The organism is Ruegeria sp. (assembly GCF_965199275.1).
Taxonomy (GTDB): domain Bacteria; phylum Pseudomonadota; class Alphaproteobacteria; order Rhodobacterales; family Rhodobacteraceae; genus Ruegeria.
This window is the reverse complement of record NZ_CBDAQX010000013.1, coordinates 13291-26433: the sequence shown is the minus strand read 5'-3', so window position 1 is coordinate 26433 and position 13143 is coordinate 13291. Positions and strand designations below refer to the sequence as shown.

Below are 13143 nucleotides of genomic sequence, written 5' to 3'. Positions count from 1 at the left end.
TTTTCGCCAGCGATTGTTTCGGAGTGTTGAGGGAGCTCAGGCTTTGGTCTGGCCAGTTTTTCGGGTGCGCCCGGGGGGTATCTTGAAAGGGGCTTCGTTCCAGGTCAGGCCGACGCAGGTGAGGATGCGTCTGGCATCGACCGTGGCATGGCTTGGCATGCCGTAGCGGTCAGGGGTGCCTTTGTGGCGCAGGATCGAGAGCTGCAATGCGTTCAACTCGTTGCGGATACGAGCCGGGCTCATCGGGTGTCCGAGCAGGTCCAGATGCTTGCGCAGGTGCTGCAGGCAGCAGAAGGCCATGTAGCAGATGGCGATATGGGCCCGGACCCGACGCGGCGACCAGTGATAGATGGGCCGGATTTTCAGATCGTGCTTGTTGGTGCGGAAGCAGGCTTCGATCTCCCACAACTGGTGATAGCGGGCAATGACGTCCTGTGCCTCCAGTTCGTCCGCACCATGAACAACAATGGCATGCAGCCCGTCCCATTGTGCCGCTGCCTTGATCTTTGCATCATCCAGCGTGACGTCCCCGCTGTCGGGGAAGGCCAGGAAGCGGCCATATCCCCGGCTGCTGAAGCTGCCGGGTTTGCGAGAGCGCTTGAGCTTCTTGTGCAGCTTTTCGATTGCCTTGTCGCGCTTGTGGGCATCATTGCGTGCCCGGGTGGGTGACCAGGTCACAATGACCCGCGCTCCCTCCTGGTCGATCACCTTGTACCAGCCCTTCTCGGTTGCCTCTTCAGAACCGTGTCCAGCCCAAGGCTGGCGTCCCTCCGGGCTCAAAATGTTCGCCTTCACGGCGGCCGGGGCGGACTTCATGCGATAGCCGAGGATGTAGGGCAGACCCTTGTTCTGCAACATCTGCTGGTTGTCCTTGCTGAGCATGGCGGCATCGGCCACGAACGTGACCCTGGCCACGTCGAAGCGTCCCTCCAACGCCTTCAGCGCAGCTTCCAGCGTATGACCTTCCCAGGTGTTTCCCGGGAAGAGTTCATAGCCCACAGGCAGCCCATCGGAGGTGACGATCAGCGCCAGCATGACCTGAGCGCGGTGATGCTTGCCATCCTTGCTGAAGCCCTTGGCCAGAAGATGATCCTGCTCGACCCCGTCCGCATCCTCGGCCGGGTCCTCGCGCTCGGTGTCAAAGGCCAGGGTCGTGCAATCGTAGAACAGCACGGTCACTGGCCCGCCCAGCAACTTCTCTGCCGCCGCGTGAGAGGTTTTGCAAATCCCGTCTATCACCGGCGTATTGATGTAATCCATGCTCCGATAGACCACGTCCAGATTGAGCGTGATGCCTGCCTGGTTCTCCAACGCCTCCACGGTCGCGCGCTTGCTCTCGGGCTGTGCGATCCGCGCCATAACCAGCTCTTTCACAATGCGATTGGCACTTTTACGCGCCGCCCCCAGAAGGGCCCCCCAACCCAGTTGGTCATACATCGTCCCCATGACATCCCGCAGACCCAGAGAGACCCGCGCCTCCTCACGGCACTCGGCAAGATCAACGCCAAGCTTGTCCGGCCGCGGAGCGCGGCGCACCAGCGCCTGCAGATCGGCATATTCCGTGGGCGTGAACAGTTCCATTTGCGGCGAGCGATCAATGCGTAATTGCTCCATCAAGCGGCCCGCCAGACGCTTGATATCCTCAATCTCGCTGTCGTTATGGGCCACACCCACATGGCGCAGGATCTTCTGGCGTACCTTGGAGCCGGTGCGGACGGATTCAACGATCTGGATCCGTGTGCGGTTGAGCTTTGCGTCATGTTTGGTGCGGATGAACATGGGCGAAGAGGTTAGCCATCTGAAGGCCCATGTCAATACTTTTTATAATAATGGGGCACTACAACGCGCCTCTGAGCAACCACACCTGAAAACAAACCAAAAACCCAGTCAGATCAACAAAAAGGTCGGAAGTCAGGAATCACGCGCAACCGTGTCGAGTTGGGTTTGCACCTCGGGCGCAAGCTGGTCGCGGATTTCAAATTGGGCCGCCAGAGCCCCGCCGCGGATCTGTGCGGTATCACCGCTGGTCCGGACCGGGTTTCCGTTCATCTCCAGCCCCGACAGCAGGCTGTTGCCAACGGTCATATGAGGTTGAATGTCGCCTGTGGTGGTGAAGGAAAACTCAGCCGCTTTGCCTTCAAGCAGGATCAGCCCGCCATCGGAGTAGAGAGAAACACGGTCATTGTCGCGCGGGACGACATTGACCGGAATCAGCTTATTGACTTGGTCGATCAGAACCTGCCGTTGATCCAGAAAGGCATTGATGTCACCGCCCGAGTTTCGGATCGCAGGGATTCTGGCGTTCAGATCTTCGATATCCTTGAGGGTCTGGTTCAGGCTTGCAACCTGCGCCCCGATTGTCCGATCAGCGTCCGAGCGCAATTGGCGCAGACCTTCGGAGGCTCGGTTCAGGCTGGCAGTTAGATCGCGTCCGCTGCGGGCCACCTGATCCAGCCGTTCGACCGAATCCGGCAGGCTGGCCGCCGTGATCAGGCTGCTTTCAAATCCGGCCAATCGGTTTGAGATCGATGTCGGGTCCTCGGGCATGCCAACAAACCCTTCGAAGCGCGTGTGAAAATCCGATTTGGCAGAGTGATGGGCCAGATCGGCGTCAGTGGCGCGGCGATTGGCCGTCAGGACAGGGTCCTGATGTCGAACGATGCCAGCAGTGCGCACCCCATTGCCCGAGATCAGGCTGGTTGTCAGTTCCAGTGAGCGTTTCGCATAGCCGGGCGTCAGGGCGTTTGCGATATTCCCGGAAACGACCGACGCACCGCGGCTGGTGGCGGTCAGGCCGCTCATGGCGTTGTTCAAAGCTGTCGACAGGTTCATCCGACGGGTCCTTTCCGAGGGTCAAAGTCAGCGTTTGATATTGGTGGTTTCCTGCAACATCTCATCAACGGTCTGGATCACCTTTGCGCTTGAGGAATAGGCGCGCTGGGTCTGGATCATCGAGGTCAGTTCGGTCGCGACATCCGTAGTGGATTCCTCGCGCGCGAAGGAGACGAGGTCGCCTGTCGGGCCCTCGCCCGCGTTCCACAGGAAGAAAGTGCCGCTTTCGCGCGACGGTGCGTAGGTCTGGCTATCCAGCGCGGTCAGGCCGTTTGGGTTTGGGACATCTGCCAGAGGGATCTGGAACATGCGACGGCTGACACCAGTGTCGTAGAAGGCGTAGACATATCCGTTTTCATCGACTTGAACGCTGGTCATCGTTCCCACCGCTGACCCGTCGCGCGTGATCGAGACGGGAGCGAAGGTGTCCGACAATTGCGTGATCCCATCCGCATCGCCGATCTGGCCGATATTGATCTCCATCGGGCCGCCCGCGACGTTCACCACCACGCTGCCGGTTGCCGGATCATACGCGCCACCTGTTACCGGAGTGACCGTGGCAAGCGTACCGCCTGCGGTCCGGCTGTCGGTGAAGGTCAGAGTGTATTCGCCGATCACCGCCCCTCCTGACGCCGAATCGCGCATGATCATGGTCCATTCATTGCTCGACCCTGCTGCCGGGACGGTTGGCACCAGCTCGATATCGACGCTTTCGGATTTGCCCAGGTTGTCGAAATATTCAACGGATAGGGGCTGCGAATCTCCTGGCGCGCCCGCATCTGTGGCAGTGGCGGGCAGGTTCATGCGCAGGTTCATCTGTGTTGTCGGAGCGCCGGACAGCTGGTTCACACTCAGCTGAATGGGTTCAAGCGCCGCGGGCGTATCCCGTGGCACAGCAGGGATCGAGCCATCCGGATTCGCACGCCATCCCAGAAGCACGAGACCCGATTCGGTGACCAGATAGCCCTGATCATTGGTGCGAAACGACCCGGTGGTGGTCAGCAACATCTCATTCGAACCGCCCGCGATTTGCGAGCTTGGTCGCACCGGCAGCATCCCGCGCCCGCGCACCGCCAGATCGGTCGAGTTATTTGTCGTGACAAGCGACCCGCGCTGATCAATCAGCCGCTGGCTTGTGGTGCGAACACCTCCGGCAGAATAGCTGCCACCCTGGCCCGAGGTGACCATGGAATGAAAATCCGTCTCCACCCGCTTGTAGCCGAAGGTCGAGGAGTTGGCGATGTTATCTGAAATTGTCGCCAACCTGTTGGCATTGGCCTTCAGCGCCGCCACACCGGCATTCAGCGAAGAGGAAATGGTCATTGGCACGCCCTTCTGTTGCGTCAATCGTTGATGCAACAGGTAACGCGCTGGGCCTTAACAGCGCGCTAACAGGTAAAATGCGACCTATCCTTTAGCGGTTGCGCAGAAAAATCACTTCGATCCGGTTGTTGCGCGGGGCCATCGGGTTCCCGTCGGACAACTCGCGATCAGCATTTCCGGTCACGCGGTCAAGCCGTTGATCCAGAACGCCTTTATCCTCAAGCATTTGACGGACCACCTGAGCGCGCGCGGTGGACAGATCCCATGCCGGATTGCGCGCCAGAACAACCGGGGACGCGCTGACATGCCCTTCGACGGCAATTTGATTTTTGACCAGATCGGATGAGCGGGCCACCAGCAGGGTAAGCGCGCGCATCACTGCGGTCGGTTTGTCGGTTCCCGATTCGAACAGGGGCTGATCTTCTGTATCAAACAGCTCGACCACCAGCCCTTCGTCTGTGACGCGGGTCACGATGTGTTTGAGGACCTTGTCCGACACCATGCTCTCGCCCGTGCGGCCCAACAGCTGCGCTTCGAGCGTCGAGAAATCCTGCGTCGTCCCCGTGCTGCCGCCGTTAGGCTCCACCCCCGTCGACCCGCGCGCCTGCTTGGCAGGGCTTGGGTGACGGGCGCTTGCGCCCGATCCGTCCATCACCATCGTTTTCTCGGAAAACATGTTGTTGCCGCCAAAGGCCCCATCGCCACCACCCGAGACCGGGTTCACCGGAATCGTTGGCGAGAAGTAATCCGCCAGCCCTTTGCGTTGTTTTTCGGTCGTTGCATTCAGCAGCCACATCAACATGAAGAAAGCCATCATGGCCGTGACGAAGTCCGCATATGCGACTTTCCACGCGCCACCGTGATGGCCATCGCCACCTGATACACGCTTCTTCTTGATGATGATTGGCGCCGCGTTGGTTTGCGCACCCATCTCCACCACCTTTTTATCACCCAGTTACAGGCGTAGCAGTGCAGGTCTTAAGGGCGGCTTAACACTTAAAATGCTTCGGATTTCGCCTCATCGTGGCAAGCCGGCCGACGCCCTGCGCAGTATCAGGGACAGCCGGTTGAAGCTGTTCTCAATGCCCTCCTGTGCCCCGACAGAATTAATGCTCAATCGGGCCTATCCGGGCCTATCCGGGCCTATCTGGGATGAGGGGCGTTAAACCGCGCAGAATAAGGGGTTTTTCGGGTGCTTGAGGAGGCGTGACGATGAGGGCTCAAAATCGGGCTTGCGACAGTGATTTGCCCAATCTCGACCGCTCAGTGGTTCAGATCGCCGGAAAACGCTGGTTTTTTCTTCGCATTTCAGGGCCCGGAATCGGGCGGATTTTCCACGATCTGCGCAGGCCAGAACACCCGGATTGCGCCGATCGGTCAGAGCGCGTGGCATTGGCGTTTAACGGGGCTTTGAAGATGCGTTTAGGGCCTGTGTTAGGGCGGTTCAGGGACGGCCCCACCAGTCGGGCGGTTCGATCCCGAGGATGTCCCATGGCGGTGTCCAGGCCTTGCCCTCGGCATCAGGCCATCCCTGCCGGGCTGCGGCCTCTTCCTCAGGGGTATCAAGGCAGTCGATACCGTGCAGATCGACCCATGCGGTGATCTGCGCAATGGCCTCGCGGACGCAATCCCGCAATCGGTGAATCTCTGCGGGTTCGGGCAGGCCCGCACCCCAGGGGAACCGCAGGCCGTTTCTGACAGCCCCGATGGAGCATCTCAGTTCCACGGCGAATCCGGCGCCGCAGGTCGGTTTGCCGGATTTGAGTGTTTGACGGAGCCAGTCCACGGATTGCCCTGGCTCATGATCGTAGAGGAAATCACCGAACAGCCGATCATCGAGCTCTTCGCGATCGCGTGGGTCGCACTCGGTGAGACCGTGCCTTTCGAGGTCTTCCCATGTCAGGAAACCAGCCATTCGAGAAGTCCTGCGATCAGTTGCTCCATGCGGTCTTCGCCAAAGCGCATCAGGTTGACGCGGCTGCCCCCGGCGATGGCGTGAGCATAGTTGACGTAGCCTGCGCGGTCCAGTGCGCTGGCGGCGGCATGGGAGGCCAGCCGCTGCATGGCGGGGGCGTTCATGTCGAGACCGGCCGCTTGCTCGTTGATGCGCAGCGTGGCCAGTTGCCAGAGGCGATTGGCGGTGTGGCCAAGCCCGGGGCGGGGATCGGTGGCGCGGAAGAGCGAGCCATCATGGCCCACGGCGACGACGCGCACGAGGCCGGGTCGCTTTTCCAGCTGCTCAAGATCAACAGATGACAGGGCTGCGGAATCGGGATGATTGTGCACGACGCCGATACGGCGGGCCGGGTCTCTCAATATGTCGAGCATCTCCGGAGACAAGTCGACCCGGTCTCGCGCGCCCTCCACCCATTCCACGGGTGCGGCATTGCCGCCACGCACGGGGGTGTCGGCGTCGAGATCGATGGCGGCGAGATGTTCATTGCCGGTTCTGAGGCCGCGTGCGCGGGCTTCGTGGATCAGCCCCAGTTCGATGCCGCGCGCCACCGGGTCCAGGCCCTCGGCGATGGCATCATGGCGGCCCTGCTCGGCGAGGAATGTGGCCCCGGGGTTGGTCTCAAAGCCCGGCGTGATGCCCTTGGGAACCTCAAGGCTGCGCCCGGTGCGGGGATCGGTCAGGCTGCGGGTTTCCATTGGTGGCTCGGTGGCGACGGTCAGGCCCCGGCGTTCCAGCGCGCGGGCGGAGAGCTGGCGGGTGGTACAGGCGCAGAAATAGCCGTTGGGCGGGAAATGCGCGGCCCACCAGATATGATCGACCGGCACAACCAGCCCGTGGAAAGGCTGATGCGCCGCGCGGCGGCTGGCGCGCTGGAGCTGGATATATTCGAGATAGGGAAAGACCTCTTTGGTGCGCTGGATGCGCATCCAGCGTCCGGCGGCATATGCGGTGCGCAGGTTGGTGTCGAATATGACGGCAAGGCGGCGTTTCGAGCCAAGCTGTACGATGCGGGTCTCGCCGGTGAGCGGATCGGTCATGCTCTTGCGGCCCCACCATCCGGCGGCCTTGAGCTTTGGCTCCAGCGCCGCGCGGAACTGCTCCATGGTCCAGCCCCCGGCGATGGCCTCGTCCACGGCTTCGCGGATCGTGGCCAGCAGATCGTCCTGCATCGCCTTGGCGACCACGAAGCCGCGCGCATGGGAGGCGCCCCACCAGTCGCGCCAGGAATAGCGCCCTTCAGGCGGGGCGTAGCCCTTGGCGCGAAAGAACTCTATGGCTTCCCGGGGCTGAAGCGCTGTGGCGGTGGCCAGTGGCGTGAGATCGATCGGGTCAGCCATGGGGTCACGCCTCCGGATCGCTTTCGGGCATCACCGGCGCATCGGCGGTGCCTGCGAGCTGGGCTGCAAAATCAGCGCGCGCGTAAAGCCCGGCCAGCGCTTCGGCGGCTGGGTGGGTGGCCAGTTCCGCCAGCCGGTCGCGCAACGCTTGAAGCGTTTCCGCCTCATCCAGTGCGCCCTGAACGGGAATGAGCGTGGCAGCGGCGGCCTCTGTGGCAATATCGGGGCCGATGAGATGGCCGACCAGCCCGGTGATGGCATCACCCGGGGCGCCGCCGGGCGGCGCGGCAAACTCTGCGGTGGGATCAGACATGTCGGGCGGCCTGTCGGGCCGGGGGGCCGGCTCTTCCCAGACCCCACCATAGGTCTCTTCGATATAGCTGCGCGCGGGGCGCAGGCCGGAGGCCTGGGTGATGTAATAATCGCGTTTTGCGCGGATCTCGAGGTCCTCGGGTGGTGCGGTATCGCGGTAAAGCCGGGGCACGGCAGCCCCGGGAAAGTTCCAGTGGGTGAGCCATGTGGCCACGCTGGCGTGCAGGCATTCGGAAAGCCGGTGTTCGTCACTGGCGATGAGGGCCTGAAGGGTTTCATTCTGGACCCTGGCTGTGCCCACATGCTGGCCGATCTCGGAGGTGGCGTGCTGGCCCACCACCGCTTCGGCGATCATGCGGTCCAGAGCGGACAGCATGGAGCGGAAGTCTCCGCCCCCCGAGCCTCTACCACCGGCTCCACCGCCGGAACCGGCGGCGGCCAGCGTTTCCACCGACTGGCCCTCGGGCAGCGCGATGCAGCTGGCTGTCACCGCCTGTCCCATGATTGCCAGCAGCGCATCGATCTCCGGTTGCAGCGCATCCTGTCTGTATTTGCCCACCAGCACCGGCGCCCCGAACTTCTCCAGCGCCACCGACCACATGCGCAGCACCTGCCGCTTGAGCCAGACCGGCCAGATGCACCAATGCGCGGCCCCCAGCCCGAAGGGTTGCCCGCCATGGCGCGGCGGGGTGCGGTGCAGGATGTATTTTGCTGGCGGCAGCGGGATCCCGGCCGGATGGCTCCGGGTGATCAGCAGCGGCTCGAGCGTGGTCCGGTCATGGCGGATGAGGCGCGGATCGCGACTGCGGATATCGACCAGCCGGACGCGGTGCCCCTCCACCGCCCAAAGGCATTCGGAGATCGCATAGCCATACCAGATCGCGTGCAGAAGCGCCCGGCTGACCCGGTTCATGTCGAGGCCGCCCAACTGCAAGCGCAGATCGTCGGCGGCCGCCACGTCCCGCGCGCGCGTGCCGCCGGGTTCGATCACCAGGGGGGCCGCCAGCAACCCGTCGATGCGCTGGCCCAGCACGGCGGTGGCCTTGCTGTCGGTCAGGGCGATCTCGGCGGCGTCCAGTCCGGCGTCATCGCCCGGGACACCGCCAAAGCCGCCCGGCCCGCCGGCCAGCGCGCTGCCCAGACCTTCCAGCCAGCCTGCGGTCTGACCCCAGATGCCGGTTCCGCCCAGCCGGGCGGTCTGGGCCGGTGCGGCCCGCTCTGCGGTATCGGGGCGCTTGGGGACATCACTGTCACGGGGATCCATGGCTTACCTCCAGCCAACAGGGCCCGCCAGCGGCGAGCGGATGATGTCGAGATCGGGATCGGCGCGGTAGCCCGCGCCCGCGCCTGGCCCGCCGCCCAGCCCGGCGGAGCTGAGTTGCGGACCCGGCCGCATCTCGAAGGGCCCTGCCACCGAGGCGGCTCCGAAGGCCGCGAGCGCCAGGGCCCAGAAGCGATCGGCATGCCCGTCACTGTCCTTGCGGTCGGCAACAAGGCGCGGCGCCCCGGAGACCGAGGGTTCGGCGCGCACGGAATGCAGATCATCCCAGAGCGCGGGATCGGCGGGAATGCGAATGCGGCGATCCTCGAAGGCCTCGCGCAGGGCGCCGGCCACATCGAGCTTGCGGGCCGCCGACAGCAGCACCCCTTCCACGGTGAGCGCGCCATGGTCTTCCTGGTACTGCTCGACCACCGCCTCGCCCATGCCGGTCTGATCGACCAGGATGCGCAAGGGGCGGTGCGCGCGCGCAAGACGGCGCATTTCGGCGCGCTGTTCGGCAAAGGTTTTGTTGTCCAGTGTGACAATCTCGCGCAGCCAGAGCGTGCCCCCATCATCTTCCAGCACGGCGGCCACCCAGAGGTCGCGACGGCGCGCCACATCAACACCGATATAGCAGGGACCGGAGCCGCGATGGTCGGGGTTTCCGGCGCGCGCGTCGCGTGAGGCGGCGCGGATGAGATCATAAAGCAGCCAGGCCCCGCCGCCCGCCGAAGGCACGCAGTCGAGCTCTTCCGGCCCGTGGCGGCCATATTGGGCGCGGATGGCGGCCTCCCAGGCGGTTTCGGCCGGCTGCGTGAGCGGTTGATCGGTAAGCTGTGCAATCCGCCCATAGAGCCCCTGAGCGAGCGCGTCACGCAGTGTCACCCGGTGGAGCGTGCCCGGCTGGCGAGCCTCCCGGATATCGCGCACCAGCGTGTTGAACGGGTTGGCCTCGCCGTTATGGGTGGAGATGATCCGCACCCGGCCGCCCCAGGTCAGAAACGCAAGCGCCGCTTTCAGCACCGCGTCGAGCGTGTCGACAAAGGCGGCCTCATCGATCACCGCCACATCGCCCGGACGGCCCTTGCCCCGAAACCCGCGTGGGGAAGAGGTCATGGCGAGGATCTGTTTGCCCGAGGCCAGCGCGATCCGGAAGGCCTGGATGTCGCGGCCCTCATCATGGATCAGAACCTCGCCGGCCGCCCCGGCCGCGATGTCGAGGTCCTCGGCCCAGCCCGCGCAATCGTCGATGAAGCCGCGCGTCATGTCGCGTGCGTAGCTCTGATAGTAGATATCGCCCCGGCCCGTGCCTGCATGCATCACCGCGTGATAGGCCTCGGCCCAGCTGATCCCGATGCGGCGGGACTTCTCGATCACGGCCAGCGGGGCGGGGTCCCCCACCCAGGCCGATTGATAGGGCAGAAGGGTCCTCATGCATCACCACCCTCGACCGCCTGCCGGATCAGGGCGGCAACATCCGGGCTGAGACCGGCCCCGCGCGCGGCCGCCCCGGCCCGTTCTCCCCCGGCGCGGCGCTCGGCCTCGGCCAGGCGTTTGCGTTCCTTGTCGGCCATTGCCTCGCGCAAGCCCGATGAGCTCATGACATCCTTCATCATCCGGCCCAGGAAATGCAGATCACGCGGATCGATCTCCCCGGCCTCCCGGGTCATCTGCGCTTTCATCACCTTGAAGGCCACGGTGGTGATCATCTCGAAGAGCACCGATTGGCGGCGGGCTTCCTCTTCCAGCCCGATCTCGTCCAGCCACCCCGCCGCCCAGCCGGTGGCCTCCTGCTGAAGGCGCGAGAACTCCCGGTGTTCCTGGCCGAACCGCTGCACCGTTGAGCGCCCGATCGTGACCAGCAGCCCCTTCTCGGCCAGGCGGTCATTGAGCGCGTCGGTGATCGTGTCATAGTCGGCAAACCCCTGCGCGGCGAGCTCTTCGCGCAGCCAGTCACGGATGGCCGAGGGCAGAAGATCGATCTTGCGCCGTCGCGGCATGTCACGGCCCCTTTGGTGCGGGCCGCCTCACGCCGGGATGGAGGGCCCGGCCTTGCGCGATATCCACGCCGCGCGCGGTGGCCGAGGCCAGAACGAAGCCCTCATGGTCCTCCAGCGTCACAAGCTCCTGTTCGCTGAGCCAGGCCAGCGTTGAGACCAGCCGGTCGCGCGAGGTGGTAATGCCCAGCCCATTGCAGACATCCATGAGGATCTCCGAGTTGGAGGCATATTCGAGACAGGCCGAAAGATGGGTGAGGATGGCCAGGCGGCGGTGGGCGTCCAGTGTTGCGGCATAGCTCATCTGCGGCTCTCTCCCAGAAGATGGTCCTCGATCCGGGTGATGGCGGCCGAAAGGGTGCCCACGGCCCTGGCATCGCGCTCCATGGCGGTGCGCAACTCCGAGACCGCGCCCGCCTGGCGTTCGATGGCAAGCTGCAGTCCGTGAATGTCCTCGCGGCTGGCCAGTCCGGCCACCGCGCCTTCCAGCCGCGTCAGCCGTTCGGCGTGGCGGTCGAGCCGGTCGGTGACATCTGCCCCGGGTTCGGATCGGGATGGGTGCGGGGAGGCGCTGCGCCGCAAAAGACCCAGCCGCTGCAGGGCCACCACGGCGCCGCCCAGAAGGCCCAGGATCGCAAGGAGCGCGGCAAAGCTCTGCCAGTCTTCAGGGGTGGGCATCATCAGCAGGCCTCCGGGAAAGATATGCGGGCAAAAGGGTCCTGCCCACATTAGCGGCTTTGCGCCACATCAGTCAGCGGACCATGGTCCGCTGCTCTGGTTATACCCGGGGCGGTGCGGGATCGTTGCAGACCGGACAGGGCACACCGCGCCGCACTTCACTGTCGGTCATGTCAAAAAGCCAGCCCGCCTCATGGCCGCAGCGGCCACATGTGAAATGCCCGCCCTTTGCGGTGCGCCAGCCGGGCATCAGGCCCGGAGCCTGCCCCCGGTCATCGGCATGCATCATCACGCGGCGCATCCGGGGTGGGGGCGTCAAACCCGGAAGCCAGGGCTGGCGGCGTTCAGTCTTCACTGTGAACCGCCCGCGCCGCCTCCAGCCACATCAGACAGGCCGCACCCAGATCGCCCCCGTGGGCGACGAGGCCGTAAAGCTGTATTTCCACGATGCCGCAGGCGAGCTGGGGGATTTCCACCTTTGCCCCGGTCTCGATGAGCGCCGTGGTTACCGCCTCGGTGATCGTCTCCACATCCTCCATCCCCGAAAGCCGCTCCAGAAGGGCGGTGCGGGCTGTGGTGCCGGGATCGGCGTTTTTGTCCTGTTCTTCCATATCCATATCCTTCATCTAGGTACATTCTCCCGCTTCCGCCTGGCACAGAGCGCCTTCGGTCTCAAATATCCAGTCCCCCTGGCGCGCCACGAAATCGGCCAGCTCCGCGCAGCTTCCATCCTTGCGCCAGTATGCGCCTGAGGGGGTGTTGCTGAGGCGCGAGGCCAGCGCTTCCATCTCTATCCACCAGGCAAAGCGGTCGGGGTCATCGCGGGCCAGGGCGGCGCGCACGGCCTCTGACTTGAGAAAGCAGCCATCGCAATTGCCCAGGGGTGTGCGCCCGTCCTCACCTGCCAGCGCCAGATCGAAAGGCTGCGCGGCCCAGAACGCGGCCACGTCGCGCCGGGCAATGCCGGCCCCGGCCAGCGGATACCAATTTTGCCATCTTTCTTTGGGATCATATTTCAAGCGCGATTGTTCATCCGCTCGTATACCCAATGCCGTCGTCCAGTTTTTCCAGCCCTGACCCACCAGCCAGCGCTTGGCGGTGCGCACTTTGAGCTCGGCGGTGCAGTAGCGCGCGGCCACATTGGGCAGATGCCGCTTGCGGCGAATGAGCGCCTCAAAAGGCTCGCCGTTTTGCGACGCGGTTGCGTGATCAACCTCGACCGCGCGAGGACCATTGCCATAGCGGTATTCCAGCCAGACAATCTCCACGCCCCAGCGGGTGCCGCATGTCGCGACAAAATCCAGCGTCTCTTCCCTCTCGCGGCCGGTGTTGGTGAAGATCACCCGCACGTGGTCGGGGTCAAGCCCGCCATTGTTTTCAAGAATATGATGCAGCATCAGGGCCGAGGAGCGGCCGCCGGAAAAGGCGATCTGCACCGGGCCTTCA

14 protein-coding genes are annotated in these 13143 nt (G+C 64.1%); all 14 read right to left on the bottom strand.

Annotated features, from left to right (window positions below; genetic code table 11):
- Window positions 1-36: 36 nt before the first annotated feature.
- The 14 genes from ACOERD_RS08250 to ACOERD_RS08185 all read right to left on the bottom strand — a co-directional run bounded on the left by ACOERD_RS08250 (window position 37) and on the right by ACOERD_RS08185 (window position 13133).
- Window positions 37-1779 carry an IS1634 family transposase gene (locus ACOERD_RS08250; protein ID WP_419737624.1) on the bottom strand — a complete coding sequence of 581 codons (1743 nt, stop codon included), beginning with the start codon at window positions 1777-1779 and terminating at the stop codon, window positions 37-39.
- A gap of 132 nt (window positions 1780-1911) precedes the next feature.
- A complete protein-coding gene (flgK, locus tag ACOERD_RS08245) occupies window positions 1912-2832 on the bottom strand; it encodes a flagellar hook-associated protein FlgK (RefSeq protein WP_419738691.1) in 921 nt (306 codons plus the stop codon).
- Between the two features lie 27 nt (window positions 2833-2859).
- Window positions 2860-4155 (bottom strand): flagellar hook protein FlgE, encoded by a 1296-nt coding sequence (locus ACOERD_RS08240; RefSeq protein WP_419738690.1) that lies wholly within the window; start codon window positions 4153-4155, stop codon window positions 2860-2862.
- A gap of 91 nt (window positions 4156-4246) precedes the next feature.
- Window positions 4247-5086 (bottom strand): flagellar motor protein MotB, encoded by an 840-nt coding sequence (locus ACOERD_RS08235; protein ID WP_419738689.1) that lies wholly within the window; start codon window positions 5084-5086, stop codon window positions 4247-4249.
- Window positions 5087-5599: 513 nt separating this feature from the next.
- Complete coding sequence (locus ACOERD_RS08230) at window positions 5600-6070, bottom strand: hypothetical protein (RefSeq protein WP_419738688.1); 471 nt, start codon at window positions 6068-6070, stop codon at window positions 5600-5602.
- Window positions 6055-7281, bottom strand: a complete 1227-nt coding sequence (locus ACOERD_RS08225; RefSeq protein ID WP_419738687.1) for a phage minor head protein — start codon at window positions 7279-7281, stop codon at window positions 6055-6057. Before ACOERD_RS08225 ends, ACOERD_RS08230 begins: the two co-directional genes overlap by 16 nt.
- A 172-nt stretch (window positions 7282-7453) precedes the next feature.
- Window positions 7454-9025, bottom strand: coding sequence for a phage portal protein family protein (locus ACOERD_RS08220; protein ID WP_419738686.1), 1572 nt, complete (start codon window positions 9023-9025; stop codon window positions 7454-7456).
- A gap of 3 nt (window positions 9026-9028) precedes the next feature.
- A complete protein-coding gene (locus tag ACOERD_RS08215; RefSeq protein ID WP_419738685.1) occupies window positions 9029-10456 on the bottom strand; it encodes a hypothetical protein in 1428 nt (475 codons plus the stop codon).
- Window positions 10453-11022 carry a phage protein Gp27 family protein gene (locus tag ACOERD_RS08210; RefSeq protein ID WP_419737724.1) on the bottom strand — a complete coding sequence of 190 codons (570 nt, stop codon included), beginning with the start codon at window positions 11020-11022 and terminating at the stop codon, window positions 10453-10455. The genes ACOERD_RS08215 and ACOERD_RS08210 overlap by 4 nt, the downstream gene beginning before the upstream one ends.
- A gap of 1 nt (window position 11023) precedes the next feature.
- Window positions 11024-11323 carry a hypothetical protein gene (locus ACOERD_RS08205; protein ID WP_419737723.1) on the bottom strand — a complete coding sequence of 100 codons (300 nt, stop codon included), beginning with the start codon at window positions 11321-11323 and terminating at the stop codon, window positions 11024-11026.
- Window positions 11320-11748 (bottom strand): hypothetical protein, encoded by a 429-nt coding sequence (locus tag ACOERD_RS08200; protein WP_419738523.1) that lies wholly within the window; start codon window positions 11746-11748, stop codon window positions 11320-11322. The genes ACOERD_RS08205 and ACOERD_RS08200 overlap by 4 nt, the downstream gene beginning before the upstream one ends.
- Window positions 11749-11797: 49 nt before the next feature.
- Window positions 11798-12052 carry a hypothetical protein gene (locus tag ACOERD_RS08195; protein WP_419737721.1) on the bottom strand — a complete coding sequence of 85 codons (255 nt, stop codon included), beginning with the start codon at window positions 12050-12052 and terminating at the stop codon, window positions 11798-11800.
- A complete protein-coding gene (locus tag ACOERD_RS08190; protein WP_419737720.1) occupies window positions 12042-12323 on the bottom strand; it encodes a hypothetical protein in 282 nt (93 codons plus the stop codon). The genes ACOERD_RS08195 and ACOERD_RS08190 overlap by 11 nt, the downstream gene beginning before the upstream one ends.
- The gene (locus ACOERD_RS08185) at window positions 12324-13133 is read right to left on the bottom strand and encodes a phosphoadenosine phosphosulfate reductase family protein (protein ID WP_419738330.1); all 810 of its coding nucleotides are present in this window, start codon (window positions 13131-13133) and stop codon (window positions 12324-12326) included.
- Window positions 13134-13143 lie beyond the last annotated feature (10 nt).